The 25,976-nt window shown below is 73.2% G+C and carries 24 protein-coding genes; 15 read left to right on the top strand and 9 right to left on the bottom strand.

The genetic code is table 11. From position 1 onward, the window contains the following. Positions 1-45: 45 nt before the first annotated feature. The 6 genes from ACJ9NR_RS29990 (at position 46) to ACJ9NR_RS29965 (ending at position 7,836) form a co-directional block, all read left to right on the top strand. A complete protein-coding gene (locus ACJ9NR_RS29990; RefSeq protein ID WP_412491612.1) occupies positions 46-1,800 on the top strand; it encodes a peptide ABC transporter substrate-binding protein in 1,755 nt (584 codons plus the stop codon). 3 nt (positions 1,801-1,803) lie between these two features. Beyond that, positions 1,804-2,763: an ABC transporter permease gene (locus ACJ9NR_RS29985; RefSeq protein ID WP_412491613.1), complete on the top strand. Its 960-nt coding sequence runs from the start codon at positions 1,804-1,806 to the stop codon at positions 2,761-2,763. A 55-nt stretch (positions 2,764-2,818) separates the two neighbouring features. Then, entirely contained in the window at positions 2,819-3,703 is an 885-nt protein-coding gene (locus ACJ9NR_RS29980; RefSeq protein ID WP_412491614.1) for an ABC transporter permease, read from the top strand. Continuing rightward, positions 3,700-5,349: a dipeptide ABC transporter ATP-binding protein gene (locus ACJ9NR_RS29975; protein ID WP_412491615.1), complete on the top strand. Its 1,650-nt coding sequence runs from the start codon at positions 3,700-3,702 to the stop codon at positions 5,347-5,349. The genes ACJ9NR_RS29980 and ACJ9NR_RS29975 overlap by 4 nt, the downstream gene beginning before the upstream one ends. Positions 5,350-5,399: 50 nt before the next feature. Further along, entirely contained in the window at positions 5,400-6,329 is a 930-nt protein-coding gene (locus ACJ9NR_RS29970; RefSeq protein WP_412491880.1) for an ROK family protein, read from the top strand. 103 nt (positions 6,330-6,432) lie between these two features. Further along, positions 6,433-7,836 carry a glycoside hydrolase family 43 protein gene (locus ACJ9NR_RS29965; protein ID WP_412491616.1) on the top strand — a complete coding sequence of 468 codons (1,404 nt, stop codon included), beginning with the start codon at positions 6,433-6,435 and terminating at the stop codon, positions 7,834-7,836. A gap of 76 nt (positions 7,837-7,912) precedes the next feature. Here ACJ9NR_RS29965 and ACJ9NR_RS29960 read toward each other — a convergent pair whose 3' ends face one another. Further along, complete coding sequence (locus ACJ9NR_RS29960; protein ID WP_412491617.1) at positions 7,913-8,869, bottom strand: ABC transporter substrate-binding protein; 957 nt, start codon at positions 8,867-8,869, stop codon at positions 7,913-7,915. Between the two features lie 347 nt (positions 8,870-9,216). Between ACJ9NR_RS29960 and ACJ9NR_RS29955 the strand changes: the two genes are divergently transcribed. From ACJ9NR_RS29955 to ACJ9NR_RS29940, 4 genes are read left to right on the top strand one after another with little or no spacing between them, the layout of a single operon-like run. Then, positions 9,217-11,940, top strand: a complete 2,724-nt coding sequence (locus tag ACJ9NR_RS29955; protein WP_412512743.1) for an ATP-binding protein — start codon at positions 9,217-9,219, stop codon at positions 11,938-11,940. After that, positions 11,937-12,416: a roadblock/LC7 domain-containing protein gene (locus tag ACJ9NR_RS29950; RefSeq protein WP_404197119.1), complete on the top strand. Its 480-nt coding sequence runs from the start codon at positions 11,937-11,939 to the stop codon at positions 12,414-12,416. The genes ACJ9NR_RS29955 and ACJ9NR_RS29950 overlap by 4 nt, the downstream gene beginning before the upstream one ends. A gap of 22 nt (positions 12,417-12,438) precedes the next feature. After that, positions 12,439-12,855 (top strand): DUF742 domain-containing protein, encoded by a 417-nt coding sequence (locus ACJ9NR_RS29945; RefSeq protein ID WP_412491619.1) that lies wholly within the window; start codon positions 12,439-12,441, stop codon positions 12,853-12,855. Next, a complete protein-coding gene (locus ACJ9NR_RS29940) occupies positions 12,842-13,444 on the top strand; it encodes a GTP-binding protein (protein WP_412491620.1) in 603 nt (200 codons plus the stop codon). Before ACJ9NR_RS29945 ends, ACJ9NR_RS29940 begins: the two co-directional genes overlap by 14 nt. Before the next feature lie 114 nt (positions 13,445-13,558). Here ACJ9NR_RS29940 and ACJ9NR_RS29935 read toward each other — a convergent pair whose 3' ends face one another. From ACJ9NR_RS29935 to ACJ9NR_RS29925, 3 genes are read right to left on the bottom strand one after another with little or no spacing between them, the layout of a single operon-like run. Then, positions 13,559-14,230: an ABC transporter permease gene (locus ACJ9NR_RS29935; RefSeq protein WP_412491621.1), complete on the bottom strand. Its 672-nt coding sequence runs from the start codon at positions 14,228-14,230 to the stop codon at positions 13,559-13,561. Then, positions 14,227-14,955: an ABC transporter permease gene (locus ACJ9NR_RS29930; protein WP_412491622.1), complete on the bottom strand. Its 729-nt coding sequence runs from the start codon at positions 14,953-14,955 to the stop codon at positions 14,227-14,229. Before ACJ9NR_RS29930 ends, ACJ9NR_RS29935 begins: the two co-directional genes overlap by 4 nt. Continuing rightward, positions 14,952-16,082 (bottom strand): ABC transporter ATP-binding protein, encoded by a 1,131-nt coding sequence (locus tag ACJ9NR_RS29925; protein ID WP_412491623.1) that lies wholly within the window; start codon positions 16,080-16,082, stop codon positions 14,952-14,954. The genes ACJ9NR_RS29930 and ACJ9NR_RS29925 overlap by 4 nt, the downstream gene beginning before the upstream one ends. Before the next feature lie 335 nt (positions 16,083-16,417). Here ACJ9NR_RS29925 and ACJ9NR_RS29920 point away from each other — a divergent pair, with 335 nt between their 5' ends. Continuing rightward, positions 16,418-17,419, top strand: coding sequence for an NAD-dependent epimerase/dehydratase family protein (locus tag ACJ9NR_RS29920; RefSeq protein WP_412491624.1), 1,002 nt, complete (start codon positions 16,418-16,420; stop codon positions 17,417-17,419). A gap of 82 nt (positions 17,420-17,501) precedes the next feature. Here ACJ9NR_RS29920 and ACJ9NR_RS29915 read toward each other — a convergent pair whose 3' ends face one another. Next, positions 17,502-18,614, bottom strand: coding sequence for a sensor histidine kinase (locus ACJ9NR_RS29915; protein ID WP_412491625.1), 1,113 nt, complete (start codon positions 18,612-18,614; stop codon positions 17,502-17,504). 2 nt (positions 18,615-18,616) lie between these two features. After that, positions 18,617-19,330, bottom strand: coding sequence for a response regulator transcription factor (locus ACJ9NR_RS29910; protein ID WP_412491626.1), 714 nt, complete (start codon positions 19,328-19,330; stop codon positions 18,617-18,619). 103 nt (positions 19,331-19,433) lie between these two features. Here ACJ9NR_RS29910 and ACJ9NR_RS29905 point away from each other — a divergent pair, with 103 nt between their 5' ends. The 3 genes from ACJ9NR_RS29905 to ACJ9NR_RS29895 are packed head-to-tail and all read left to right on the top strand — an operon-like array spanning position 19,434 to position 21,531. After that, complete coding sequence (locus tag ACJ9NR_RS29905) at positions 19,434-20,186, top strand: glycosyltransferase family 2 protein (RefSeq protein WP_412491627.1); 753 nt, start codon at positions 19,434-19,436, stop codon at positions 20,184-20,186. Further along, positions 20,183-20,791 (top strand): TIGR04282 family arsenosugar biosynthesis glycosyltransferase, encoded by a 609-nt coding sequence (locus ACJ9NR_RS29900; RefSeq protein ID WP_412491628.1) that lies wholly within the window; start codon positions 20,183-20,185, stop codon positions 20,789-20,791. Before ACJ9NR_RS29905 ends, ACJ9NR_RS29900 begins: the two co-directional genes overlap by 4 nt. After that, a complete protein-coding gene (locus tag ACJ9NR_RS29895; RefSeq protein WP_412491629.1) occupies positions 20,788-21,531 on the top strand; it encodes a class I SAM-dependent methyltransferase in 744 nt (247 codons plus the stop codon). Before ACJ9NR_RS29900 ends, ACJ9NR_RS29895 begins: the two co-directional genes overlap by 4 nt. Before the next feature lie 352 nt (positions 21,532-21,883). Here the strand turns inward: ACJ9NR_RS29895 and ACJ9NR_RS29890 are convergent, their stop codons facing one another. Both ACJ9NR_RS29890 and ACJ9NR_RS29885 read right to left on the bottom strand, forming a co-directional pair. Continuing rightward, positions 21,884-22,375, bottom strand: a complete 492-nt coding sequence (locus ACJ9NR_RS29890) for a hypothetical protein (protein WP_412491630.1) — start codon at positions 22,373-22,375, stop codon at positions 21,884-21,886. Beyond that, positions 22,372-23,595, bottom strand: a complete 1,224-nt coding sequence (locus tag ACJ9NR_RS29885; RefSeq protein WP_412491631.1) for a molybdopterin-dependent oxidoreductase — start codon at positions 23,593-23,595, stop codon at positions 22,372-22,374. The genes ACJ9NR_RS29890 and ACJ9NR_RS29885 overlap by 4 nt, the downstream gene beginning before the upstream one ends. Positions 23,596-23,709: 114 nt before the next feature. Between ACJ9NR_RS29885 and ACJ9NR_RS29880 the strand changes: the two genes are divergently transcribed. Then, positions 23,710-25,029 carry a hypothetical protein gene (locus ACJ9NR_RS29880; protein WP_412491632.1) on the top strand — a complete coding sequence of 440 codons (1,320 nt, stop codon included), beginning with the start codon at positions 23,710-23,712 and terminating at the stop codon, positions 25,027-25,029. A gap of 100 nt (positions 25,030-25,129) precedes the next feature. Here ACJ9NR_RS29880 and ACJ9NR_RS29875 read toward each other — a convergent pair whose 3' ends face one another. Continuing rightward, positions 25,130-25,894: a sugar isomerase domain-containing protein gene (locus tag ACJ9NR_RS29875; protein ID WP_412491633.1), complete on the bottom strand. Its 765-nt coding sequence runs from the start codon at positions 25,892-25,894 to the stop codon at positions 25,130-25,132. Between the last annotated feature and the right edge of the window lie 82 nt (positions 25,895-25,976).

Raw genomic sequence — 25,976 nt, 5'->3', positions numbered from 1 at the left:
GTTGACTGTCCTCACTCCGCTCGACCCCCTTCCCCGAGGAGAGCCATGTCCCCTGCCCGCACGAGACTCCTGGCCGGTGTCACCCTCTCCGCGGGCGCGCTGCTGCTCGCGGGCTGCTCCGGGTCGGCCGGTTCCCCGTCCGCGTCGAAGGACTCGATCAACTACGCGCTGCCCGCGAACTTCACGCCGAACTGGATCCTGCCGATCGGCACGGCGGCGCACCTGAACACCAACAACAGCTCCATCGCGCACGCGCTGTGGGAGCCGCTGATCGCCTACGACGGCTCGACCGGCACGATCGGCTGGAACAAGGCCGGCTCGATCGCGACGGCCGCCGACTTCGCCCCCGACAACAAGAGCGTGAGGATCACCCTCGGCGACCGCCACTGGAGCGACGGCAAGCCGATCACCTCGAAGGACGTGCAGTTCTGGTTCGGCCTCATCAAGGCGGACAAGAAGCAGTGGGCGGGCTACACGCCCGGCCAGGCGCCCGACAACTGGACCTCCTTCAGGGCCGACGACGACCGCCACTTCACGATCACCTTCGACAAGGCGTACAACCCGCAGTGGATGCTGGCGAACGAGCTGCAGCTCATCACGCCGCTGCCCGAGCACGCCTGGGACAAGGGCGGCAGTCCGGCGGCGACGTGGAAATACCTCAACGACGCGGCCAGGAACATCGGGGGGTACGCCTCCGACCCCCTGTGGAAGACCGTCAGCGGCCCGTACACCGTGAAGTCCTTCTCGACGGCCGGCAAGGTCGTCCTCGCGGCCAGCAAGACGTACGACGGCGGGGAGAAGCCGGGGATCTCCACCGTGAACCTGCTGCCGTTCACCACGGCGGACGCCGAGAAGAACGCCCTGCGCTCCGGGAGCGTCGACTACGGCTACATCGAGGCGACCGACCTCGACCAGAAGGAGAGCTTCACCTCACGCGGCTACACCGTGAAGCCGTGGTCGGGCTGGGCGATCACCTACATGCCGTACAACTTCCACAACCCGTCCATGGGGCCGGTGTTCCGGCAGCTCTACGCCCGCCAGGCGATCCAGCGGTCGATCGACCAGACGACCCTCGCGAAGGTCGTCTTCAGCGGCACGGCGGTACCCGGATACGGCCCCGTCCCCACGGCCCAGGCCTCCGCGTTCGTCTCGCGGACACAGCGGGACAACCCGTACCCGTTCTCCACGAGCGCGGCCAGAGCCCTTCTCACCGGCCACGGTTGGACCGAGCAGGGCGGGGTGATGACGTGCACGAGCCCGGGCAGCGGGGCGGGCAGGTGCGGTGACGGGGTCGCCGAGGGGACGAAGTTCCGGATGCAGGTGCTGTCGCAGTCCGGGTCGGCCGTGACCGACAACATGATGAGCGCGATCCAGTCCTCGCTCGCGAAGACCGGCATCAAGCTCTCCATCAGGACCGCACCGGTCAACTCGGTGCTCTCACAGACCCCGCAGTGCACGGCGGGCCAGTCGGTCTGCAGGTGGCAGCTGTCCTTCTTCGGTACGGCCGGCAGCTGGTACTTCCCCGCCTTCCCGACCGGCGACTCCCTCTTCCAGTCCGCGGGCGGCTCGAACTTCGGCGGCTACTCGAACGCGCAGGCCGACCGGCTCATCAGCGCCTCCACGACGTCGGGCTCGAACCGGGCGATCCAGGACTACAGCGCGGCCCTCGCCAAGGACCTGCCGGTGATCTGGCTGCCGGAACCCGACTACCAGATCTCCGTGATGCGCGACGGCCTGGGCGGCTTCGCCCAGGACTCCCTCGCCAACTTCCACCCCGCGCAGTGGAAGTGGACCGGCTGAGGCATGCAGACGCTCCTCTACCTGGCCCGGCGGCTGCTCCAGGCCCTCGTGGTGATCCTCATCGTCACGGTCGTGGTCTTCTGCCTGCTGCACGCGCTGCCCGGGGGCCCCGCACGCGGAATCCTCGGACCGCAGGCGACGGCGCAGCAGATCGCCGCCTTCAACCACGAGCAGGGCCTGGACCGGCCGCTGCCGGTCCAGTACGTCTACTACCTGCGCACGCTGCTCCACGGCGACCTGGGCACGTCGTACACCCTCAACGAGGGCGTCGCCCAGCTCATCGGGCAGCGGCTGCCCAAGACGCTGGTGCTGACGGTGCTCTCCGCGCTGGCCGGTCTGCTGCTGGCGATCCCGCTCGGCATGTGGCAGGCCGTGCGGCGCAACAGGCCCGCCGACTACGTGATCACCACGCTGAGCTTCGTGGCGTACTCGACGCCCGTGTACTTCCTGGGCCTGATCCTGGTGCTGGTCTTCACCCAGACGCTGCACTGGTTCCCCTCGCAGGCGCCCCAGGGCGACACCCTGGCACAGGTGTTCGCGGACCCGGCGGCGCTCGTGCTGCCGGTGGTCACGGGGGCCGCCTCCATGGTGGCGGTCTTCAGCCGGTACATGCGCGCCTCGACCCTGGAGAACCTCTCCGAGGACTACGTCCGCACCGCGCGGGCGGGCGGCTCGCGGCAGGGGGCGATCCTCTTCCGGCACGTGCTGCGCAACTCGCTGACCCCCGTGATCGCGATGCTCGGCTACTACGTGCCCGTCCTGTTCGGCGGCGCGCTCGTCGTCGAGCAGCTCTTCAACTACCCCGGCATGGGGCTGCTGTTCTGGAGCGCCGCGCAGTCTGCCGACTATCCGGTGCTGCTCGGCTGCGTCCTCGTCATCTCCGTCGCGACGGTCACCGGAACGCTGCTCGCCGACGTCGTGCAGCGGATCGTCGATCCCCGTGTGAAGGACGGCCGCGCATGAGCCGGCCGGCCCGCGACCGGGCGGCGGCCGACCCGGATCCGAAGGAGGACCGCGTATGAGTGCCGTGCTGCAGACCGGCGCACCGACGGCGGAGCCCGTCGCCGGCCACCGCCTGTCCCTGCGCAGGTTCGCGCGCGACAGGCTCGCCGTCGCCGGCCTCGTGGTGGTCGTGCTCTTCCTGCTCCTCTGCTTCGTGGGGCCGCTGCTGTACTCCACCGACCAGACCCACACGGACCTGCACCAGGTCAACCTGGCGCCGGGCGGCGCGCACTGGCTGGGTACGGACGCCGTGGGGCACGACGAGCTCGGGCGGCTCATGTACGGCGGGCGCGTCTCGCTCGTCGTCGGGCTCGCCGCCGGGCTCCTCGCCACCGTCATCGGGACGCTCTGGGGCGCGGCGGCGGGCTACGCGGGCGGCTGGGTGGACGCGGTGATGATGCGCGTGGTGGACGCCGGGATCGCGATTCCCGCGCTGTTCATCCTGCTGGTGGTCTCCGCGATCACGACGCCGGACACCCTCGGGCTGATCGTGGTCCTCGGCCTGGTGTCGTGGCTGGTGCCGTCCCGGCTGGTACGGGCGGAGACGCTCACGCTCAAGAGCCGTGACTACGTGCTGACGCTGCGCGCGACCGGCGGCACCCACGTCCGGGCCGTCACCCGGCACATCCTGCCGAACTCGGTGTCGACGATCGTCGTGGCGGCGACGTTCCAGGTCGCGGACGCGATCCTGCTCGTCGCCTACGTCTCCTATCTGGGGCTCGGCGTGCAACCGCCGAAGACCGACTGGGGCGGGATGCTGTCGGCCGGCCTGACGGCGGCGTACTCGGGACGCTGGTGGCTGATCGTCCCACCCGGGCTGGCGATCATCCTCGTCGTGTGCGCGTTCAACGCGATCGGCGACGGGCTGCGGGACGCGTTCGACGTGAGGGGGCGGGGATGAGCGCCGCGGAGACGGAGCGGGTACTGGACGTCGAGGGGCTCGGGGTCACGTTCACCACGGACACCGGTGACGTGCCCGCGGTGCGCGGCGTCGCACTGCACGTGCGGCCCGGCGAGACGCTCGCCCTCGTCGGCGAGTCCGGCTCCGGGAAGTCGACGGTCGCGCTGGCCGCGCTGGGCCTGCTGCCCGGCAGCGCGCGGGTGTCGGGCCGGGTGCGGGTCGGCGGTACGCAGGTCGTCGGCGCCGGCGAGGCCGAACTCGCCCGGCTGCGCGGCCGTACCGCCTCGATGGTGTTCCAGGAACCGGCCACGGCTCTGGACCCGCTCACCCGGGTGGGCGCGCAGATCGCCGAGGTCATCCGCAACCACCGGCCGCTCTCGCGGGCCGAAGCCGCCCGGGAGGCGGTCGGGTTGCTGCGCCGGGTCGGCATTCCCGAGCCGGAGCGGCGGGCGTCCGCGTTCCCGTTCCAGCTCTCGGGCGGGCAGCGCCAGCGGGTCGTCATCGCGATGGCGATCGCCAACTCGCCGGGCCTGCTGATCGCGGACGAGCCGACGACGGCCCTGGACGTGACGGTGCAGGCGGAGATCCTCGACCTGCTGCGGGGGCTGGCGTCGGACTCCGGCACCGGTGTCCTGCTGGTCACCCACAACATGGGCGTGGTCGCCGACTTCGCCGACCGGGTCGCCGTGATGCTGCGCGGCGAGATCGTGGAGACCGGCCCGGTGGAGGAGGTGCTGCTGCGGCCGCGGCACGAGTACACCCGGCGGCTGCTGGCGGCGGTCCCGCGGCTGGCGCTCAGCGGGGAGGACGCCCCCGCGCGGGAGGGCACGGAGGTGGTCGCGCTCCGGGACGTCCGCGTGCGGTTCGGGCGGGGCCCGCGAGCCGTGCGGGCCCTCGACGGCGTGACGCTGGACGTCCGGCCCGGTGAGACCGTCGGGCTCGTGGGCGAGTCGGGCTCCGGCAAGTCGACGGCGGCCCGGGTCGCCCTGGGCCTGATCCCGCCGGACTCCGGAACGGTGTCGCTCTTCGGCACCGACCTCGGCCGTTCGCGGGGCCGGAAGCGGCGTGCGCTGCTGTCCGGGGTGGGCGTGGTGTTCCAGGACCCGGTGGCCTCGCTGGACGCGCGGATGAGCGTGGCCGAGTGCGTCGCCGAGCCGCTGCGGACACACCGCCGGGACATGTCGGCCGCCGACCGCCGGGCGCGGGTCGCGGAGGTGCTCGAACTGGTCCGTCTGCCGCGGGAGTCGGCCGCGCGGGGACCGCGCGAGCTGTCCGGGGGCCAGCGCCAGCGGGTCAGCCTGGCCCGCTCCCTGGTCCTCGGGCCCCGGCTCCTGGTCGCGGACGAGCCGACGAGCGCGCTCGACGTCAGCGTGCAGCGGACGGTGCTCGAAGTGATCGCCGAGTTGCAGCGCGAGCTCGGCTTCGCCTGCCTGTTCGTCTCCCACGACCTGGCGGTCGTCCAGGAGTTCGCCCAGCGGGTCGTCGTGATGCGGTCCGGGCGGGTGGAGGAGCAGGGGCCCACCATGGCCACGCTGCTGCGGCCCGGCACCGAGTACACCCGCCGGCTCATCGCGGCGGTCCCCGTACCGGATCCGGTGGTGCAGCGGCGCCGGCGGGCGCGGCAGCGGACGGAGGCCACCGCGTGACGTGGGGACCCGCCCGCCCGGGCGGAGCGGCCGGCGGGAAAGCTCCCGAGGTGATCGCCGGCGTCGACATCGGCGGCACGACCACCCGGGTGATCCTGTGCGCGACGGACCTCGCCCTCCTCGGCCGTCTGGAGGTGCCGACCCCGGCGGCCGAGGGCGGGGCGGCCATGCTGGGCGCCGCCCTGGACTGCGTACGGCGGCTGCTCGGCCGGATGCCCGCCCGGCTGCTCGCCGTCGGGATCGGCGCGGCCGGGGTGGTGGACGCGCGGGCCGGACGGATTCTGGTGGCGAGCGACTCCTTCCGCGACTGGGCCGGCTTCGAGGTGACGGCGGAGGCCGAACGGGCGCTGGGCGTACCGGCGTTCCTCGACAACGACGTCAACGCGTTCCTGCGCGGCGAGGCGGCCGCCGGTGCCGCCGCGGGCGTGCCGCACGTGCTCGGCATGACGCTGGGCACGGGGGTGGGCGGCGCGCTGTGGCTGGAAGGCGGCCTGTACGACGGCCCGCACGGCGCGGCCGGCGAGATCGGGCACGTGCCCGGCTTCGGCGAGCTGCCGTGCACCTGCGGCGGTCGCGGCCATCTGGAGACCCTCGCCTCCGGCCGCTCCATCGCCGCCCGGTACGGCGAGCGCACCGGCCGGTCCCTGGACGCCCGCCGGGTGGCCGAGGCCGCGGCACGCGGCGACGCGGACGCGCTCGCCGTGTACCGGGCCGCGGGCGCGGGCGTGGCCCGGGCCATCCTGGTCACGGCGGGGCTGCTGGACGTCACCACCTTCGTGATCGGCGGGGGTGTCAGCCGCTCCTGGTCGCTGCTGGAGCCGTCGGTGCGCCGGGCGCTGGCCGCCGAGCCGCCGGTCAGCGGGCGCCCGCTGAGGGTGCTGGCGGCGGGTCTGGGCGGCGACGCGGTGGCGATCGGGGCGGCGGCGCGGGCGCGGGCCGAGCCGGGAGTGGGCGAGATCCGGCCAACCACGGCCGTGTGATTGACGCGCACGTGTCACATCCCTACGTTCTGATCGGCTTACCGAACCATGTTCGAAATACCGGCACGATCGCCAGGCTCCCCCGCATGCCCCTGGAGACCAGATGGACGCGCTCCCCCACGCACTCCCCCACCCCTCCCGCCGCCGTTTCCTCGGCATGGCGGCGGGCGTTCCGCTCGCCGCCACCGGCGCCCCCGCCCTCGGCGCGGGAACCGCGCGGGCGGCCACCGACACGGCCTACGCCATGTGCTACTTCACGGAGTCGCCGGACATGCTGGCCGCCGACTACGGCCTGCACCTGGCCGTCAGCCCCGACGGCCTGGAGTGGACCCCGCTGAACCAGAACAACCCGGTCGCCACGCCCACCGCGGGCTCCGGCGGGCTGCGCGACCCCTTCGTCCTGCGCAAGCGGGACGGCACGTTCGTGGTGCTCGCCACCGACCTCAAGGGCACCGACTGGAGCTACGTCAGCCAGTACGTCCACGTCTGGGACTCCACCGACCTGCGCTCCTTCACCGGCTACCGGCGGATGAAGCTGCACGACATGAACACCCACAGCTGGGCGCCGGAGGCCTACTGGGACCCGGGCCGCGGGCAGTACGGCGTGATCTACTCGGCCGTCGACGGCAGCGGCCACAACGTGATCATGGTGAACTACACGAGCGACTTCGTGACCGCGAGCAGCCCCCAGGTCTTCTTCGACCCCGGCTACGACGTCATCGACGGCGACCTGGCGGTCGACGTGAACGGCGTCAACTACCTCTACTTCAAGAAGAACTCGACGCTCGCCGGCGCGCGCTCCGGCTCCCTGGAGCCGGGCAGCTTCACCGAGTTCGGCACCGCGGTCTCGCACGGCGGAACGGAGGCCCCGACGCTGGTGGAGTCGCTGACGTCGAGCGGCACCTGGTACCTCTGGGGCGACACCTGGAGCCCGAACGGCGTCTTCTACGCCTGGCGGAGCACCGGACTGGCCTCCGGCACCTGGACGGCGCTGGACCAGCGGACCTACACCCAGCCGCTCAACTCCAAGCACTGCGGCATCCAGCCGATCACCGCGGCCGAGTACGCCGGCCTGCTCACCCGGTGGGGCACCCCCGCCTGGAACCGGCTGAAGTCGTACAACTACCCGGCCCGCTACGTGCGGCACTCCGACTTCGCCGGCCGGATCGACGCGTACGCCTTCGACCCGTACACCGACGGCATGTGGCACCTGGTGCCGGGGCTCGCCGACGGCTCGGGGGTGTCGCTGCGGTCGGTCAACTACCCGACCCGGTACCTGCGGCACTACGACTACAAGCTCCGGCTGGACGTGAACGACGGCACCCCGGCGTTCGCCGCGGACGCCACGTTCCACCGGACCGCCGGGCTGGCGGACGCCTCCTGGGCGTCGTTCCGCTCGTACAACCACCCGGACCGGTACATCCGCCACTCGGACTTCGTCCTGCGCATCGACCCGGTCTCGACCACGACGGACGAGCAGGACGCGACCTTCCGCGTCGGGTACTGACGCACGAGGGTGCCCCCCTCACGGCGGAGGGGGGCACCCCTGCGGGTCCGTCCGCAAGCACCGGACGGCCGGACGGTCAGCCGATGCCGGCCGACTTCAGCCAGGTCTTGGCGACGTCCAGCGGGTCCTTGCCCTCCTGCACCTGGGTGTCCAGGTCCAGCAGGGCCTTGGTGTCGAGCTTGGCGGAGACGGCGTTGAGGGCGGACACACCGTCCGAGGACAGTCCGCTCTTGTAGACCAGCGGCTGCACGTTCTCGAACCCGAAGAGGTTCTTCGGGTCCTGCAGGACGACGTGCTTCTCCTTGGTGATGGTCGGGTCGGTGGTGAAGATGTCGGCGGCCTGCACGGTGTTCTTCTTCAGCGCCGCCTGGGTCAGCGGGCCGCCCGCGTCGAGCGCCTTGAAGCCCTTGAACTCCAGGCCGTAGACCGACTTCAGGCCCACCAGGCCCTGCTGCCGGGTCTGGAACTCCGGCGAGCCGCCGATGACCAGGTCCTTCGCGATGTCCTTCAGGTCCGCGATGCTGGACTGGGACGTCAGCTTGTACTTGTCGGCGGTGACCTTGTTGAGCGTGACCGAGTCCTTGTCCTGCGCGGACGCGGGGTCGAGCAGCACCAGCTTGGAGTCCAGCTTGGCCTCGATCGCGGCCGTCGTGGCCGCGACCGTCTTCGGCGTGGCCTTGGGGTCGAGGTAGGCCAGCAGCGCGCCGTTGTACTCGGGCAGCACGGTGATGGAGCCGTTCTTCAGCAGACCGTAGGTCGTCTCGCGGCTGCCGATGTTCGGCTTGTAGGTGACCTTGATGCCCTTGGCCTTCAGAGCCTCGCCGTAGATGTCGGCGAGGAGGATGCTCTCGGCGAAGTTGTTCGATCCGACGACGACCGTCTTGCCGTCGGACTTGCCGTTCTGGAGCGGATCGGAGGACTTGTTGTCGTTGGAGGAGCCACATCCCGCCAGCAGGGCCGTGGTCGCGGCGAGCGCGACGGCCGCCGCGGGGTAGCTCCTGAGGTACCTGCTGCGTGGGGCGTTGGAAGTCACGATTCCCGTTCCGGACTCGGGGGATTGATGAGAAGGAAACTCTGCGACTGATCCAATCCAGCCCGTTCTCACTCAGTCAAGCCCAGTCGGGTCACCAATTGGCCTCAATGCGTGATCGGTTGTGAATGCAGAGTGAACGGACCGGCAGGGAAGCGGGGGCTCTTTGTAACGGATTCTTGACGTAGCGCGACGCACTTGATCGATTGAAGAGACGGTAGTCTCACGGCAGTTGGCATCCGTCACAGCAGTCACGGGGGTCGCTGCGGTGCCGTCCTGTCCCTTTTCTCAACGATCAGAATAAGTCATCATCGGCGTGCTCGCGCGATGGGACTTATGAAGGAGGCCCGGTGTCCACGACAGAGGTGGACGCGCCGGCCCGGCCGGCCCCGAAGCCGCTCAGGGGTGGCATACGAGGCTTCGCCGACCGCTGGCCCTTCCGGCGCAAGCTCAACCTCCTGGTCGGCGTCCCCCTGGCCGTGGTGGCCGCCCTGCTCGCCTATCTGATCGCCGGCCAGGTGGGCCAGGCGCGGAACGCGGCGTCCGCGGCGGACCTGGTGCGCAACAGCGAGCAGGTGTCCTCACTGGTCAACAAGATCGAGGCCGAGCACCAGCTGGCGATCCTGCTCTCCGTGCGCTACGAGGCCGGCGGCCGCGGCGCGAAGTCCACGCTCTCCGACTACCGCACGGCCCAGCACGCGGTCGACGCGCAGGTCACGAAGGTGCGCGACACCTTCGGCGACGCGCTGACCGACGGCGAGGCGCAGGCGCTGAAGGAGGTCGAGGGCCTGACCAGCCTGCGCGACACCGTCGAGCAGAGCTATCTGCCCGCGAGCAACATCGACCCGGCCTACGACAACGCCGCCAGGACCGTGATCGCCGGTCTGGGACTGGACCGCAACGCCGAGCTCGCGGCCACCTTCACCGGCAACCTGCTGGACTCCCTGCTGCGCGCCGACGCCGCGCACGGCACCTTCGAGACCGGCGTGTTCTCGGCGACCACCGGTGACACGAACGCCCAGATCGAGTTCACGACCGCCGTGGGCGCCTACCAGCTCTACACCAACCAGGTCGAGCGCTTCGCCCGGTTCGCCACCGAGCGGCAGGCCGACCAGCTCAGCGGCATCGAGCACACCGCCGCCCACCAGGACATCGCCGAGGCCTACGCCGAGCTCCAGGTCGCCCCGAGCACCCTGCAGGCCAGCACGCCGGCCGACATCCGGGACGCGTTCCAGGAGGCCCTGAAGGAGTACCCCGCCTACCCGCGGCAGGCGGAGAGCCGGCTGAAGATCACCTCCTCGCTCATCGGCCAGATCGCCGACGGCGCCGACAGCGCCTCCCGGGACTCCTGGTGGCGCGCGGGCCTGCTGCTGGCCGGCGCCCTGCTCGGCTTCGTCCTCTGGCTCGCCTTCTCGGTCCTGGTCCGCCGCTCGGTGGTCCGGCCGGTGCAGGCACTCACCGGCGCCGCGCAGGAGGTCGCCGACGTGGCCGGGCGTGAGCTGGCCCGGGTGGCCGACGACGACACCGGGGACGACAGCCCGCCGCGGCTGCGCGAGATGCCGGTGACCGCGCGCGACGAGATCGGCGAGCTGGCCGAGGTGTTCAACCGCGTGCAGACCACCGCGATCGCGCTGCTGGAGCGGCAGGTGCTCAGCCGCCGCAACGTCGCCGAGATGTTCGGCAACGTCGGCCGCCGTGTCAGCAACCTGACGACCCGTCAACTTGCCCTGATCGACGCGGTGGAGCGCGGCGAGACCGATCCCGCGCTGCTCGAACGCCTCTACTCCATCGACCACATCGCGGTCCGTCTGCGCCGCAACGCCGACAGCCTGATGCTGCTCGCCGGCATCCGCGAGACGGTCCTCGACTCCGGTCCCACCGCGCTCACCAACGTCGTGCGCGCCGCGCTCGGCCAGATCGAGGGCTTCCAGCGGGTGCGGCTGCACGCGCACACCGAGGTCATGGTGGAGCCCGACATCATCGGCGACCTGACCCTGATGGTGGCCGAGCTGCTGGAGAACGCCGTGTCGTTCTCGCCCGCGGGCAGCCCGGTCGAGGTGTACGTGCGCGACGCCTACGGCGTGGACGCCGCGCGCTCCGGGGGCGCCACCATCGTGATCTCCGACCACGGCCTGGGCATGAGCGCCGAGCGGCTCGCCGAGGAGAACGGCCGCCTGATCCGCCGCGAGCGGCTGGACCTGGTGCCGACGAAGGTGCTCGGCCTGTTCGTGGTCGGCACCCTGGCCCGCCGCTGGGACGTCTCGGTCGAGCTGTCCCGCACACCGGGCGGCGGCCTGACGGCGGAGGTGGCGGTGCCGTCGTCGCTGCTGCTGGCGATGAGCCCGGTGGGCGCCGGGACCGCCGGCCCGCCGGCCGGCGACCAGCGCCTGGTGAGCGCGCACGGTGCGCCGGAACGGCCGGCCGCGGCGCTCTCCGCCCGGCCGGGGACGGCGGACCGGAGCGCCGGTACGGGGCTCACGGAACCGGCCGGTGCCGGGACCCCCGGCTCACCGGCCGACGCGGCCGGTACCGGCGCCGGGCGGGCCGGTTCCCCGCCGCCGGACGGGGCTCCGTCCGGGCCGCGGCCGGCGGCCGCCGTCGGTGCGGATGCCGGTGCGGACGGCCCCCGGCCGCTGCCCCGCCGGGTGCCTCGCCGCGAGACGGAGGCCGGCTCGGACGCCGGGTCCGCGAGCCGTGCCGAGGCGGGCGGCGGCGTGACCCACAGCCGGTCCGATGATCCAACGCCCGCACGGCCGGGCGGGCTCGCCCAACCGGTATCCTCCTCCGAGGTACGGCCGGGTGGGACAGCGTGGTCCGCCCGGGCCGACGACGGCTCGCCCCGCCCGCTGCGCCGCCGGGTCCGCGGTGCCACCCTCCGCACCACCACCGACACCGCCGCCCAGCAGGCGGCACGGCAGGCCCCGAGGCCCGCGGACGCGGACGCGGTGCGGGCCTCGCTCGAGGAGTTCGAGGCGGCCGTGGAGCGGGCGCACCGCGACAGCGACGCCGGCGACCGGCCCGCGACCACCGACCCCCGCGACCAGAACCACCTCCAGGAAGGAGCCGAGCAGTGAGCACGTCGACAGGTGACACCCCCGACGCGGGAGCCACCACGCCGGCCGAACTGCAGGCCGCCGCAGCCGACTTCACGTGGCTGCTCAACCGTTTCGCCACGGAGACCGCGGGTGTCGTGGACGCCATCGCGGTGTCCTCGGACGGACTGCTGATCGCCGTGTCCGAACTGCGCGAGCACGCCGACTCCGAGCGGCTGGCCGCGATCGTCTCCGGCATCACCAGCCTGGCCGCCGGCGCGTCCGGCAACTACGGCCTCGGCGGTCTCAACAAGGTCATCATCGACCTGGAGGGCGGCCATGTCCTGGTCTCCGCGATCGGCAGCGGCGCCGTGCTCGGCGTCGTCACCGACAAGGAGGCGAAGCTGGGCAACATCGCCTACGAGATGACCCTGTTCGCCAACCGGGCCGGCAGCGCGCTGAGCCCGCAACTGGTGCTCGCGCTGAAGAACAGCGTCGGCTCCCCGACAGCCCTCTGACCGAGGGACGGACGACGACCTCATGGCGGACGGCTCCCCACCTCCGGGTCCGGACCCGGTCGGCCCCGCCCCGGCCGTACGACCGTTCCTGGTCACCGCGGGCCGCGTCGCGCCGACGGCGGCCGGCCGGCCGGTACCGGTCGAGACCCAGGTGGTGGCCACCACCGAGGGTCTCGCCGTGCTCGACGAACTCTCCTTCGAGCAGTACGACATCATCGCCGCCTGCCGGCTGCCGCAGTCCATCGCGGAGCTCGCGGCCCGGCTGCGGCTGCACCTGAACGTGGTCCGGGTGCTCGCCGAGGACCTGCGCGCCGCCGGGCTGCTGACGGTGCACGTCCCCGACTCCGGCGTCACGCACGACGCCACCGTCCTGCGCAGGGTGATCGACGCCCTGCGTGCCATCCCCGACTCCCGAGGGGTAATCCGTGACTCGGACTGAACCGGCCGCCCCCGTGGCGGCCGCCGAGGTGACCGCCGCCAGACCGCCACTGCCGGTCAAGCTGGTGATCGCGGGCGGTTTCGGCGTGGGCAAGACCACCGCCGTCGGCGCCATCTCCGAGATCGAGCCGCTGACGACCGAGGCCGCCATCACCGAGGTCGCGGCGGGCGTGGACGACCTCAGCCACACCCCGCGCAAGACCACGACCACCGTGGCGATGGACTTCGGCTGCATCACCATCGACCCGACGCTGAAGCTGTACCTGTTCGGCACGCCCGGCCAGGAGCGGTTCGGCTTCATGTGGGACGACATCGTCGAGGGCGCGGTCGGCGGCCTGGTCATCGTGGACACCCGCCGCCTCGACGACTGCTACGCCGCCGTCGACTACTTCGAGCACCGCCAGATCCCCTTCGCCGTCGCCGTCAACGCCTTCGACGGGAAGGTGGAGCACACCCTGGACGAGGTGCGCTGGGCGCTCGACGTCGCCGAGCGCGTCCCGGTGCTCGTGTTCGACGCCCGCGAGCGGGGCTCGGTGCGCGACGCCCTGCTGGTGGTACTGGAACTCGCCCTGGCGCGCACCGGGAACTGACGCCCGGCCCGCACCGGCCTGTGCACGGCCGGTGGGGCCGGTGCAGGCCGGTGCAGGCCGGTGCGGGCCGGTGAGGGCCGGTGCAGGCCGAGCGCGTGGTTTCCCGCGCGTCCCTTACGCGGCGCCCCTGCGTACGCCCGGCGACACCGTGAACCGCGCCACCAGCCAGAAGAAGCCCAGCGTCACCAGTGCCAGCACGGCCACCAGGGTCGCACCGCCCACCACCTTCTCGTAGTTGCGCTGGTAGAGGCCGTCGACGATGTACCGCCCCAGGCCGCCGAGCGAGACGTACGCGGCGATGGTGGCCGTCGAGACGATCTGGATGGCCGCCGAACGCAGTCCGCTGAGGATCAGCGGGAGCGCCACCGGGAGTTCGACGTGGAACAGGATGCGTGGCTCGGCCATGCCCATGCCCCGTGCCGCGTCCACCGGGGAGGGGTCGACGGAGCGCACCGCCTCGTAGGTGGTGACCAGGATCGGCGGGACGGCGAGCACCACCAGCGGGATCATCACCGGGGTCTGGCCGAGGCCGAGCAGCACGAACATCAGCACCAGCAGGCCGAAGCTGGGCAGGGCGCGGCCGGCGGTGGCGACGAGGGCGACGCTGTTGCCGCCGCGTCCGGTGTGCCCGGTGATCAGGCCGGCCGGCAGGCCGATGGCCGCGGCGATGGCGAGGGCGATGACCGAGTACTGGATGTGCTCGCGCATCCGGGTCGGGATGCCGTCGTAGCCGTGCCAGTGGGCGCTGTCGCTGAAGAAGGCGTTGATGAAGTGGAGGACGTTCATCGGACGGCGTCCTCCAGTGCGGCGGCGGCCGGCGCGGGCCGGGTCTCGGGCTCGGGTTCGTCGACGGGGCGGGGTTTGCGGTTGCCGCGCGGCATCCAGGGCGTCACCAGGATCCGTACGAGGACCAGGACGGCGTCCGCCAGGATGGCGAGGACGGCCGTGCCGATCACGGACAGCCAGACCAGGCGCGGCTGGTGGTAGATCATGCCGTCGTTGAGCAGGTTGCCCAGGCCGCCCTGGTTGCCGATCAGCATGCCGACGCTGACCAGGGAGATGCTGGAGACCGTCGCCACCCGCAGCCCGGCGATGATCGCGGGCGCGGCGATGGGCAGCTGCACCTGGAGGTAGCGGCGTACCGGCCCCAGGCCCATCGCGGTGGCGGCGTCGAGCGTCTCCTGCGGCACGGACCGCACGCCGTCCACGATAGCCGGGACGAACACCACCAGGCTGTAGACACCCAGCGGGATCATCACGGTCAGCTCGCTCTGCCCGGTGTAGTCGATGAGGACGACGAAGAAGGCCAGCGACGGGATGGCGTACAGGATGGTCGTCACCCACAGCACGGGCGGGTAGAGCCAGCGCATCAGCACGCACACCTGGGAGATCGGCAGCGCCACCAGCAGCCCGGCCACGACCGGGACCAGGGCCAGGCGCAGGTGCATGGCGACCAGACCCCAGTACGTGTTCTGCAGGTCGCTCGGTATGTCGAACAGGCCGGCGCTCATCCCGCGACCTTCTCGTCACCGCGGACCTCGGCGTGGGCGGTGCGGATCGCCTCGCCGATGGCCTGCTGCGAGACGACGCCGGTGACCCGGCCGTCGGCGCCGACCGCGACGGCCCACCCGGTGGGCGAGAGCACGGCGCCGTCCAGCGCGGCGCGCAGCGACTCCTCGCCGTGCACGAAGGGCCGCCCGTACGGCAGCAGCCGCGCGGGGTCGACGGCGCCCGCGGTCAGCGTCCCCGGCTCGCTCCAGCCGAGCGGTCTGCCCTCGACGTCGGTGACGAGCAGGTAGGGCACGTCGTGCGTGCCGCGCTCGGCGATCTGCTCGGCGGTGGAGTCGACCGCGACGATCGGGCGGGTGAGCAGGTCCAGGCCGGCGGTGGAGAAGAAGGAGAGCCGGCGGATGCCGCGGTCCGCGCCGAGGAAGTCCTCGACGAAGCCGTCCGCGGGATTCGACAGCAGTTCGGAGGGCGGCGCGAACTGGGCCAGGTGACCGCCGGTGCGCATCACCGCGACCATGGTGCCGATCTTGACGGCCTCGTCGATGTCATGGGTGACGAAGACGATGGTCTTGCCCAACTCGTCCTGGATCCGCAGCAGTTCGTCCTGGAGCCCCTTGCGCACCACCGGGTCGACGGCCGAGAACGGCTCGTCCATCAGCAGGACCGGGGGGTCCGCGGCGAGCGCCCGCGCGACCCCGACGCGCTGCTGCTGCCCGCCGGAGAGCTGGTACGGGTACCGCTTGGCGAGGGCGCCGTCGAGCCCGACGCGCTCCATCAGCTCCCGCGCCCGGCCGCGCGCCTTGTCCTTGCTCCAGCCGAGGAGCCGGGGCACCGTGGCGATGTTGTCCACGATCGTGCGGTGCTGGAACAGCCCCGCGTTCTGGATGACGTATCCCATGGACCGGCGCAGCGTGTTGACGGGCTGCTGCGTGACGTCCTTGCCGTCGAGCAGGATCCTGCCCTCGCTCGGCTCGATCATGCGGTTGATCATCCGCAGGGTCGTCGTCTTGCCGCAGCCGGACGGACCGACGAGGACGGTGATGGACCGGTCGGGGATCTCCAGCGAGAGGTTGTCGACCGCGACCGTCCCGTCGGGGTACCGCTTGGTGACTGAATCTATTCGTATCAAAGCGCCGAATGCCCTTCGGGTCTGGCAGAGGCCGTCCGCACGGTGGCCTCGGTCGCGCGGGCCGTTGAGGGGAGAGTCTAGACCGATCGCGTCACAGGGCCCCGTCGGGAGTCTGGCGGGATCGCGCCCGGCGGACGGCGCCGCGACGCCGCCCGGCGGGGGCCGGGAGGCGCCGGTGGACCACGCGGAGTCCGTGCGGCACGCCCGGTGCGCGTGGCATTCGGAGTACATGTGGCATGCGGAGTACGGACGGCATCGCCCCGAGGGTCTTACGGACCGGTGACATGACGGGCGCGGCCCGCCTCCCCGGCCGCTCACGGCCCTAGCGTGGCCGTATGCGCGTACTGGTCACCGGCGGTGCCGGGTTCATCGGGTCCCAGGTCGTGGCGGCACTCAGGGACCACGGGCACGAGCCCGTCGTCCTCGACGTGCGCACCGACCCGGCGTCGGACGTCCGCAGCCCCGCCGTCGTCCGGCAGGCGCTGACCGGCGTGGACGCCGTGTGCCACCAGGCGGCGATGGTCGGGCTGGGCACGGGTTTCGCGGACGCGGCCGAATACGTCTCGCGCAACGACCTCGGCACCGCCGTCCTGCTGACCGCCATGGCGGAGGCGGGCGTACGGCGGCTGGTGCTCGCCGGTTCGATGGTGGTCTACGGCGAGGGCCGCTACACCTGTGCCCGGCACGGGGCGGTACGGCCGGGCCCGCGCGCCGTCGCCGACCTGGACGCGGGGCGCTTCGAGCCGCCCTGCCCGCTGTGCGGGGCGGCCCTTCGGCCCGGCCTGGTCGCGGAGGACGCCCCCGTCGACCCGCGCAACGTGTACGCGACGACCAAACTCGCCCAGGAGCACCTGGCGGCGGCGTGGGCGCGGGCCACGGGCGGCTCCGCGGTGTCGCTGCGCTACCACAACGTGTACGGGCCGGGCATGCCCCGCGACACCCCGTACGCCGGGGTCGCGTCCTTCTTCCGTTCGGCGCTGGCGCGGGGCGAGGCGCCGCGTGTCTACGAGGACGGCCGCCAGCGGCGGGACTTCGTGCACGTACGGGACGTGGCCGCGGCCAACGTGGCGGCGCTGGCGGCGAGCCCGCACGAGGGCGCGCTGAGCGCCTACAACACCGGCAGCGGCGAGCCGCACACCGTCGGGGAGATGGCCCGCGCGCTGGCCGCGGCGTACGGCGGCCCGGAGCCGGTCGTCACCGGCGAGTACCGCCTGGGCGACGTACGGCACATCACGGCGGACTCGGCGCGGTTGCGGCAGGAGCTGGGGTGGAAGCCCGAGGTCGGCTTCGCGGAGGGGATGCGGGAGTTCGCGCGGGCCGGGCTGCGCGGGGCGTAGGCCCCTCGGACCGGTGGTGCTGCCCGCACTTCACGAAGCGGCGGCGGGCAGCACCACCTCGGAATCACCGACCCGCGCGGCGTCACGCCTCGGCCGTCGGGAGCGTCACCTCGAAGCGGCAGCCGCCGGGGATGTTGCGGACGGTGGTCCGGCCCTGGTGGGCCTCCACGATGCCGCGCACGATGGCCAGGCCGAGACCCGCCCCTGCGGGCGGTGTCCTGGCGTGGGTGCCCCGCCAGCCGGTGTCGAAGACGCGGGGCAGGTCCTCCTCGGGAATGCCCCCGCAGCCGTCCGTGACGGACAGCACGACGCCGTCGGGCGAGCGCTCGGCGGCCACGGCGACCGTGCCGTCGGCCGGGGTCCGCCGGATCGCGTTGACGAGCAGGTTGCCGAGCACGCGGCTCATCTCCTTGCCGTCCACCTCGACCGGCACGGGCTCGACGCTGCCGCCGACCAGCCGTACGCCGTGCTCGCGGGCGAGCGGGTCGGCGCCCGCGAGCGCGTCGCCGACGAGGTCGTACAGGGACATCCTGCTCGGGCTCAGCGCCAGCGCTCCCGCGTGGATGCGGGACAGTTCGAAGAGGTCGCCGACCATGCCGTTGAGGCGCTCGACCTCGGTGCGGATCTGCTTGAGGTAGCGGTCGGGGTCGGTGGCGAGGCCGTCCTCCAGCGCCTCGGACATGGCGCGCAGCCCGGCGAGGGGGGTGCGCAGGTCGTGGGAGATCCAGGCGACGAGTTCGCGGCGGGAGGCCTCCAGGGCGCGCTCACGCTCCCTGGACTCGGCGAGCTTGACGCTGGTGGCCTCCAACTCGCGGCTCAGGGCGGCGAGTTCGGCGGTGGCGGGACCGTCCGGCGAGGTGAAGTCGCCGCCTTCGCCGAAGGAGCGGGCGGCGAGCGCGAGGTCGCGGCCGCGTGCGGCGACCCAGCGGCCGAGGAGCAGGGCGGTGACGAAGGAGACCACGGCGGCCATCGCGACGACGGTCGTGACCACCTTCAGGTCGTGCGCGGACAGGAACATGGCCTGTGCGACCGCGAGGGTGCCCGCGAGCATGGCGGTGACGGCGACGGCGGCGACCACGCCGAGGTGCAGGGCGAGCGAGCGGCGCCGGATCAGCAGCAGCACACAGGCGCCGAGCAGCCCGGCCGCGGCGGCGCCGAGGAAGGCGAAGAGGGCGATGAGGAGGTTGTCGCGCATGCTCACGCCTCCGCGTGCGAGCCGTCGAAGCGGTAGCCGACGCCCCAGACGGTCTGGATCAGGCGGGGCCGGCCCGGGTCGTCCTCCACCTTGCCCCGCAGGCGGCGGACATGGACGGTGACCGTGGACAGGTCACCGAAGTCCCACCCCCACACCTCGCGCATCAGGTCCTCCCGGCTGAAGACCCGGCCGGGGTGCCCGAGGAAGAAGGCGAGGAGGTCGAACTCCCTTATGGTGAGGGCCAGTTCGGCCTCCCCCTTCAGTGCGCGGCGGGCCGCCGGGTCCAGCGAGAGGCCGGCGGCGCTCAGCAGGCGCGCCGGCCGGGCCGGGCGGGTGCGGCGCAGGACGGACTCGACGCGCAGGACGAGTTCCCGGGGGCTGAAGGGCTTGGTGACGTAGTCGTCGGCGCCGACCTCGAGCCCGAGGATGCGGTCGTCCTCGTCGCCGCGGGCGGTGAGCATGATGACCGGGACGGGCCCGCGCCCCCGCATCCGCCGGCACACCTCCAGACCGTCCATGCCGGGCAGCATCAGGTCCAGGACGACGAGGTCCGGCCAGTGCGCGGCGGCCCGGGCGAGCGCGTCGGGGCCGTCGCCGGCCCGGTCGACGACGTATCCGGCCCGGTCCAGGTACCCCGTGACCACTTCGGCGACCGTGGGATCGTCGTCGACGACGAGCACCCGGGCCCCGGTGTGTGCGTCCTGCTGCTGCTCCATGGAGCCAGCCTCGCACCGCGCACGCGCGTGCGCCGCCGCCCGCGTCCGACGTCCGCGTTTCGTAAGGAGCGCTCGCCCGGAATGTCCGCTTCCCATCCGTAGGGTGAGAGGCGTGACGACCCCATCCGACGAAGACGAGAGAGTCCCGGTGGCCGCGGCGTCCGTGGACGTCGTGCTGCCCTGCCTCGACGAGGCCGCGGCCCTGCCCCGGGTACTGGAACGGATCCCGCCCGGCTGGCGCGCGCTCGTCGTGGACAACGGCTCCACCGACGGCTCGGCGGACATCGCCCGCGACCTCGGCGCGCGGGTGGTGCACGAGGCGCGGCGCGGCTTCGGCGCCGCCTGCCACGCCGGCCTGACCGCCGCCACCGCGGACATCGTCTGCTTCTGCGACTGCGACGCCTCGCTCGACCCGGCCGACCTGGTGCCCTTCGTGCGCCGGATCGTGGACGGCGAGAGCGATCTGGTGCTCGGCCGCCGCCGCCCGCAGTCGTTCGGCGCCTGGCCCGCGCACGCCCGGGCCGGCAACCTCGCCCTGGCCCGCCTGCTGCGCCGCCGCACCGGACTGCGCCTGCACGACCTCGGCCCCCTGCGGGCGGCCCGCCGCGAGCCGCTGCTCGCCCTCGGTCTCACGGACCGCCGCAGCGGCTACCCCCTGCAGATGGTCGTGCGCGCCGCAGACGAGGGCTGGCGCGTCGCCGAGTACGACGTCCCCTACCGCCCGCGCACGGGTGCCTCCAAGGTGACCGGCACCTGGCGCGGCACCTGGCAGGCGGTGCGGGACATGAGCCGGGTGCTGGCCGAGCCGCCGATACCGCGCACCGGGCTGCCGGCACTCGAGGGAGCCGGCCGGTGACCACACTCCTGGTCATCGCGAAGGAACCCCGGCCCGGGCGGGTGAAGACCCGGCTCACCCCGCCCTTCACCCCGCGGGAGGCGGCCGAGCTCGCGGAGGCGGCCCTCGCGGACACGCTCGACGTCGTGGCGCGCACGCCGGCCCGCCGCCGGGTCCTGGTCCTCCAGGGCACGCCGGGCCCGTGGCTTCCGTCCGGCTTCGAGGTCGTACCGCAGTGCGGGGGCGGCCTGGACGAGCGGCTGGCCGCCGCCTTCGCGCACTGCACGGGCCCTTCCCTGCTCATCGGCATGGACACGCCCCAGGTGACGCCGGAACTGCTGGCGGTGGACTTCGCCGGCTGCGACGCGTACTTCGGCCCCGCCGAGGACGGCGGCTTCTGGGCCCTGGGCCTGGCCGACCCGGACCCCGCCCTGCTGCGGGGCGTGCCGATGTCGACGCCCGGCACGGGTGCCGCCCAGCGGGCCCGGCTGGCGGGACTGCGCGTGCGGGACCTGCCGCGGCTGCGGGACGTGGACACGGCGGACGACGCGCACCTGGTCGCCGGTGAGGCGCCCGGCAGCCGGTTCGCGGCGCGGCTGACGCGTCTCGCGGCGGCGGGCCGATGAGCGGCGCGCGGCGGGCCACGACGACCCGCCTCGCCCCGCAGCCGGCCGCGCCACCGGACGGCGGCACCTGGTCGGCGGACCCCTACGCCCACGCCCTGCGCACCGGCCGGGGACCGCTGTTCCTGCGCCGTGCCGACGGCTGGCTGCTGCTGCTCGAGGTGGAGCGCTGGTGCGCCGACGCGGACGCGGTGGACCTGGAGGTCGTACGGCGCTGCGAGGGAGCGGTCCTGGACGTCGGCTGCGGACCGGGCCGCCTGGTCGCGGCGCTGGCCGCACGCGGCTGGCCGGTGCTCGGCGTCGACGTGAGCGAGGCGGCGGTGACGCGGACGCTCGGCCTCGGCGGCCAGGCCCTGCACCGCTCGGTCTTCGACCAGCTGCCCGCGGAGGGCCGCTGGGGCACCGCGCTGCTCATGGACGGCAACGTGGGCATCGGCGGCGACCCCCGGGCGCTGCTCGCCCGGATGTCCCAACTGCTGCGTCCCGGCGGCCTGTTGATCGTCGAGACGGACGCCGACCCGGCCGTCGACGAACGGGTCCGGGTGCACGTCACCGACACCCGCGGAGCCACCGGCAGCCCTTTCCCGTGGGCCCGCCTCGGCACCCCGGCCCTGCTCCGGCACGCACGCCGCGCGGGCTGGCGCGCCACGGACCAGTGGACGACGGGAAGCCGCTCCTTCGCGGCCCTGCGCAACCGCACCCCCCGCACCCACACCCGCCCCGAGCAGCCACACCACCACTGACCACCCCCGACCCCCACCCCACCCCGCCACACCAGGCCACCGCACCGCAGGCCACCGCACCGGCAGGCCGCCGCACCGCCGAGACCGCGAACGACCGGAAACGGCCTCCACCGCGGCCCGCGCGGCCACGGCGCGAGCGGTGAGGCCGAGCCGCACCACCGCCCACCGCCCACCGGTCCCGGCTCCCGGCTCCCGGCTCCCGGCTTGCGGCTTCCGGCTCCCGGCTCCCGGCTCCCGGCTCCCGGCTTGCGGCTCCCGGCTTCCGGCTTCCGGCTCCCGGCTCCCGGCTCCCGGCTCAGTACGCCCACCGGCCCGGCGCGGGCGCCGCGCGCCGGGTCGGTGAGGGCCTCGGTCAACGTACCTGCGCCGCCCGCTCCTTCGTGTCCCTCCGGCCCGTCTCCCTCCGGTTGGTGTCCCTCCGAAGCCGCAGGACGAACAGCAGCGCCGAACCCCCGAAGAGCACCGCCGTGACCAGCAGCCACCGCGTCAGGAACCGGTCCGCGGGCAGGCCGGTGACGGCGCCGTAGCGGTCCGCCACCTGCCCGGTGATCAGCGGGAACCAGACCAGCAGGAGCAGCAGGGAGAGGGCGGCCGGTACCCGGACGTACCCCACCCACCGGCGCCGTGGGCCGGCCGCGCGGACGAGGGCCCGGTCCGCCGCCGCGTACAGCGGCAGCAGGACCAGGTCGTGCAGGAGTGCCGCCCCGGTGAACCACAGGGCGACGCCGAACCAGTCCCCCGCCAGCAGCCGTATCCCGGCGTACCCGGACAGCGCGAACGAACAGACCAGCAGCAGGAGTTGGAGGGGGCTGCCGAGCGGCAGCGCGAGGCGGGGGCGGGTCATGGCAGGTCTCCGAAGGTCAGCCGGGCCACCCACTTGGTGTTGAGGACACCGGGTGCCGCGGGCACGATGACGCGTGCCGGGTGGCCGTGGTCGGGGGTCAGGTCCTCGCCGTTGACGAACAGGGCGAGCAGGGAGCGCGGGTCGGCGACCTGGTTGGCGCGCAGGGCGGCCCGGCGGAAGGCGCCGTGCCGTTGCAGCGACTCCACGAACACGTCCGGTGGATCGCCGTCGTACCCGACGAGCGCCGCGAGATCCCGCAGCCGCACGCCGCGCCACCACTGGTCGGAGGTCGACCAGCCCTCCACGCAGGCGATGGGCAACGACGAACTGTGCAGGGGCAGTCGCAGGAGCCGGGCACGGCTGAGCCGGACCGTTCCGGTGCGCCCCGTCACCACCAGGCGCCACCCCTCCTCGCTCCGGTCGGCCGCGCTGACGCCCGCGTACGCCGCGGTCTTGTTGATCTGGAAGCCGCCGGGCCCGCCGCCCGGGTCGGCGCCGTGCGGCGCGAGCACCGCGCTCCAGCGCAGCCCGTCGACGTCCTGCCCCACCGTCGTGCCGAACAGCAGCAGCGAGCCGCCCCCGACCAGCCCGAGGGCGCCGCGCCGGGAGACCGTGGGCGGGGTGGGGTCCGCGGACACCAGCTCGCTCGGCTCCTCCCGCCGCATCCGGCGCAGATTGCGCCACGCGAGCGGCGTCTTCAGCACGGCGTGCGCGACGAACGCGCCGAAGAAGACCCAGGCGCCGTAGAAGTGCAGGGGGTAGAAGGAGCCGGGGAAGAGATAGTCGAGCTGGACGTTGAGCACGCCGGTGACGAACTCGAACAGGCCGCCGCCGACCAGCAGCAGCAGCGAGACGCGCTCCAGCGCGTGCGCGAGGGAACGCGCCGGCGGCAGGGTGAACAGCTTGGGCACCACCGACCACAGCTTGGCCAGCAGCACGGGGATCAGCGTGATCCCCAGGGTGACGTGGACGCCCTGGGTGAGCCGGTACAGCCAGTGCGGATCGGTCGGCCAGGCGAAGAGGTAGAAGCCGAGGATCCCCTTGTCCGGCGTCTTGTCGTTCACCGGCGACAGGCCCGGGTTGTAGGCGGCGTACGAGAGCAGTCCCGTCACGAACAGCACGGTGATCCCGCCGAGCAGGACGACGCCGAGCACCGAGGTGAACCAGGGGCCGCGCAGAGGGCTGCGCCAGAAGGAGGGTGAGAAGGGAGTGCGTCTCATGTCCCGACCGTAGGCCCGCACCGCCCCGCGAACGCCTCCGCGAACCATGACGAAACGCTGACGTCCACGCACGTCAGCCGTCCGGGCCCGGCCCCGGGGCCTAGCGTTCGGACCGTGAACCGGACCGTGAACCGCGACCTCCGCCGAGACCTGTACGCCGCCGCGGCCGCCGCGCTGCTCGTCGTGACGGCCGCCGTCGTCGGCACCGGCATCCAGCACCGCGACGGCTCACTGCGCGTCGCCTGGCCCCCGCTGCTGGCGACCTGGGATCCGCACGTCGGCCCCGGCACCCCGGCGGCGATCGCCGTCGCGGTGGCCGTCGTGGCCTACGGCCCCTCCCTCGCCGTCCGGCTGCCCTGGCGCCCGCTGCTGCTCGCGGCCTGGGCAGCGGCCATGGCCTGGACCTGGTCCCTCGCCCTCGTCGACGGCTGGCACCTCGGCGTCGCCGGACGGCTGACGACCCGCAACGAGTACCTCCAGGTCATCGGCCGCTTCCACGACATCCCCGGCACCCTGCGGGACTTCACCCACCACATCCTCCTGCACTCCCCCGGCAACTGGCCCGCCCATGTCGCGGGACATCCGGCGGGAGCCACCGTCACCTTCGTCCTCCTCGACCGGATCGGGCTGGGCGGGGGCGCCTGGGCGGGCGCCTTCGTCATCACGGTCGGCACGACCGCGGCGGCCGCGGTCCTGGTCGCCGTACGCGCCCTGGCCGACGAACGGCTCGCCCGCCGCGCCGCGCCCTTCCTCGCCCTGGCCCCCGGCGCGGTGTGGATGGGCGCGTCGGCCGACGCCTACTTCACCGCGGTCGCCGCCTGGGCGCTGGCCCTGCTCGCCCTCGCGGTGACGGGACACCACCCACGCGCCATCGGCCTCGCCTCAGGGCTCCTCTTCGGCCTCACCCTCTACCTCTCCTACGGCCTCACGCTCATCGCCGTGCCCGCGGCCGCCGTCCTCCTGCTGGGCTCGCACCGCACGCGTCCCCTCCCCTACCTGCTGGCCGGACTCGCCGTCGTACCGGCCGTGTTCACCGCACTGGGCTTCAACTGGTGGGAGGCGTACCGCCTGCTGGTCACCCGCTACTACCAGGGGGCGGGCGGCGTGCGGCCGTACGGCTACTGGGTGTGGGCGAACCTGGCCTGCACGGTGTTCATCGTGGGCCCGGCGACGGCGGCGGGGCTGCGCCGCACCCGTGCGCCCCGCACCGACCCGGCCCCGTTCCGCCTGGCCGTCGTGGTGGCCGCCGCCCTGCTCGCGCTCCTGGTCGCCGACCTGTCCGGCATGAGCAAGGCGGAGACGGAACGCATCTGGCTGCCGTTCGCGATGTGGCTGCTGCCCAGCTGCGCCTTCCTGCCGGGACCGCGCGCCTGGCTGGCCGCCCAGGCCGTGCTCGCACTGCTGGTCAACCACCTGCTGCTGACGTACTGGTGAGCCCTGCCGCCTGCGTGCCGGTGAGCGCTGCCGTGGGTGAGCCTGTGAGCCCTGCCGTGGGTGAGCCGGTGATCTCGCGGCGGCCCGGCCGGGAGCGGCGTCAGCCGGCCGTGCGCCGGATCCGCCCCGCGTACCGCTTCTCCAGTTCGAGGTTGCCCTCGAAGCCGCCGGGGACGTTGGCGGAGACGTAGACGGGTGGGCGTTCGCCGGCCTCGAGGAGAAGGCGCGCGGCTTCGGCGACGGTCATCTGGACCAGCATCACGCCGGTGAGCGTGGACAGGGCGCAGACGGCACCGCCGCCCGGGAGGCCCAGGAGGGCGTCGCCGCGCGGGGCCCTGTTGTCGAGGACGACGTCGGCGATGTCGGCGAGCTTCCGGCCGCTCGGGTGACCGGCCGGGACGGCGCGGGTGTGCGCGAGGGAGGTGATGGCGAGGAGACGGTGGCCCCGCTCCCTGGCGTGCAGCGCCATCTCCACCACGACGTTGTTGACGCCGGAGTTGGAGATGATCACGAAGAGGTCCTGGGGCCGCGGCCCCGCGAGGTCGTAGAGCCGCTCGGCCACGCCCTGGCCGCGCTCCAGGAGCGGGTCGTCGAGGACGCTCGGGTCGTCGCCGCCGTGCAGGACGAGGTCGGCGATGGCGAGCCGGTTGGTGGGGACCAGGCCGCCCGCCCGGCCCGCGAGTTCGAGGACGAGTGCCTGGGAGTGGCCGGTGCCGAAGGCCTGGATCACGCCGTCCGCGCGGACGCAGTCGGCGACGAGTCCGGCGGCGGCCGCCACCTCCTCGCGCGCCGACCCGGCGATGTCCCGCAGGGCGGCCAGGCCCTCCTGTGCGAAGCCCTCGGCGCTGACGGACCCGACGCTCACGCGATCCTCCCCACTGATGGATTGAACCATCCCGAACAAGCACCAACGACTGAATCAATGAACCACAATCAATAAACCACAC

Source organism: Streptomyces sediminimaris, from assembly GCF_047049295.1.
Taxonomy (GTDB): Bacteria; Actinomycetota; Actinomycetes; order Streptomycetales; family Streptomycetaceae; genus Streptomyces; species Streptomyces sediminimaris.
Note: the sequence above shows the minus strand (reverse complement) of the source record. Positions and strands in the feature narration are given on the sequence as shown.

Bases quoted from the DNA above. Each gene is read 5' to 3' on its own strand.
- ACJ9NR_RS29915 (WP_412491625.1), bottom strand. From the start codon at position 18,614: ATGCGCGACAACCTCCTCATCGCCCTCTTCGCCTTCCTCGGCGCCGCC.
- ACJ9NR_RS29975 (WP_412491615.1), top strand. From the start codon at position 3,700: ATGAGCGCCGCGGAGACGGAGCGGGTACTGGACGTCGAGGGGCTCGGG.
- ACJ9NR_RS29895 (WP_412491629.1), top strand. From the start codon at position 20,788: ATGAGCGGCGCGCGGCGGGCCACGACGACCCGCCTCGCCCCGCAGCCG.
- ACJ9NR_RS29885 (WP_412491631.1), bottom strand. From the start codon at position 23,595: ATGAGACGCACTCCCTTCTCACCCTCCTTCTGGCGCAGCCCTCTGCGC.
- ACJ9NR_RS29935 (WP_412491621.1), bottom strand. From the start codon at position 14,230: ATGAACGTCCTCCACTTCATCAACGCCTTCTTCAGCGACAGCGCCCAC.
- ACJ9NR_RS29945 (WP_412491619.1), top strand. From the start codon at position 12,439: ATGGCGGACGGCTCCCCACCTCCGGGTCCGGACCCGGTCGGCCCCGCC.
- ACJ9NR_RS29990 (WP_412491612.1), top strand. From the start codon at position 46: ATGTCCCCTGCCCGCACGAGACTCCTGGCCGGTGTCACCCTCTCCGCG.
- ACJ9NR_RS29930 (WP_412491622.1), bottom strand. From the start codon at position 14,955: ATGAGCGCCGGCCTGTTCGACATACCGAGCGACCTGCAGAACACGTAC.
- ACJ9NR_RS29965 (WP_412491616.1), top strand. From the start codon at position 6,433: ATGGACGCGCTCCCCCACGCACTCCCCCACCCCTCCCGCCGCCGTTTC.
- ACJ9NR_RS29890 (WP_412491630.1), bottom strand. From the start codon at position 22,375: ATGACCCGCCCCCGCCTCGCGCTGCCGCTCGGCAGCCCCCTCCAACTC.
- ACJ9NR_RS29980 (WP_412491614.1), top strand. From the start codon at position 2,819: ATGAGTGCCGTGCTGCAGACCGGCGCACCGACGGCGGAGCCCGTCGCC.
- ACJ9NR_RS29920 (WP_412491624.1), top strand. From the start codon at position 16,418: ATGCGCGTACTGGTCACCGGCGGTGCCGGGTTCATCGGGTCCCAGGTC.
- ACJ9NR_RS29910 (WP_412491626.1), bottom strand. From the start codon at position 19,330: ATGGAGCAGCAGCAGGACGCACACACCGGGGCCCGGGTGCTCGTCGTC.
- ACJ9NR_RS29985 (WP_412491613.1), top strand. From the start codon at position 1,804: ATGCAGACGCTCCTCTACCTGGCCCGGCGGCTGCTCCAGGCCCTCGTG.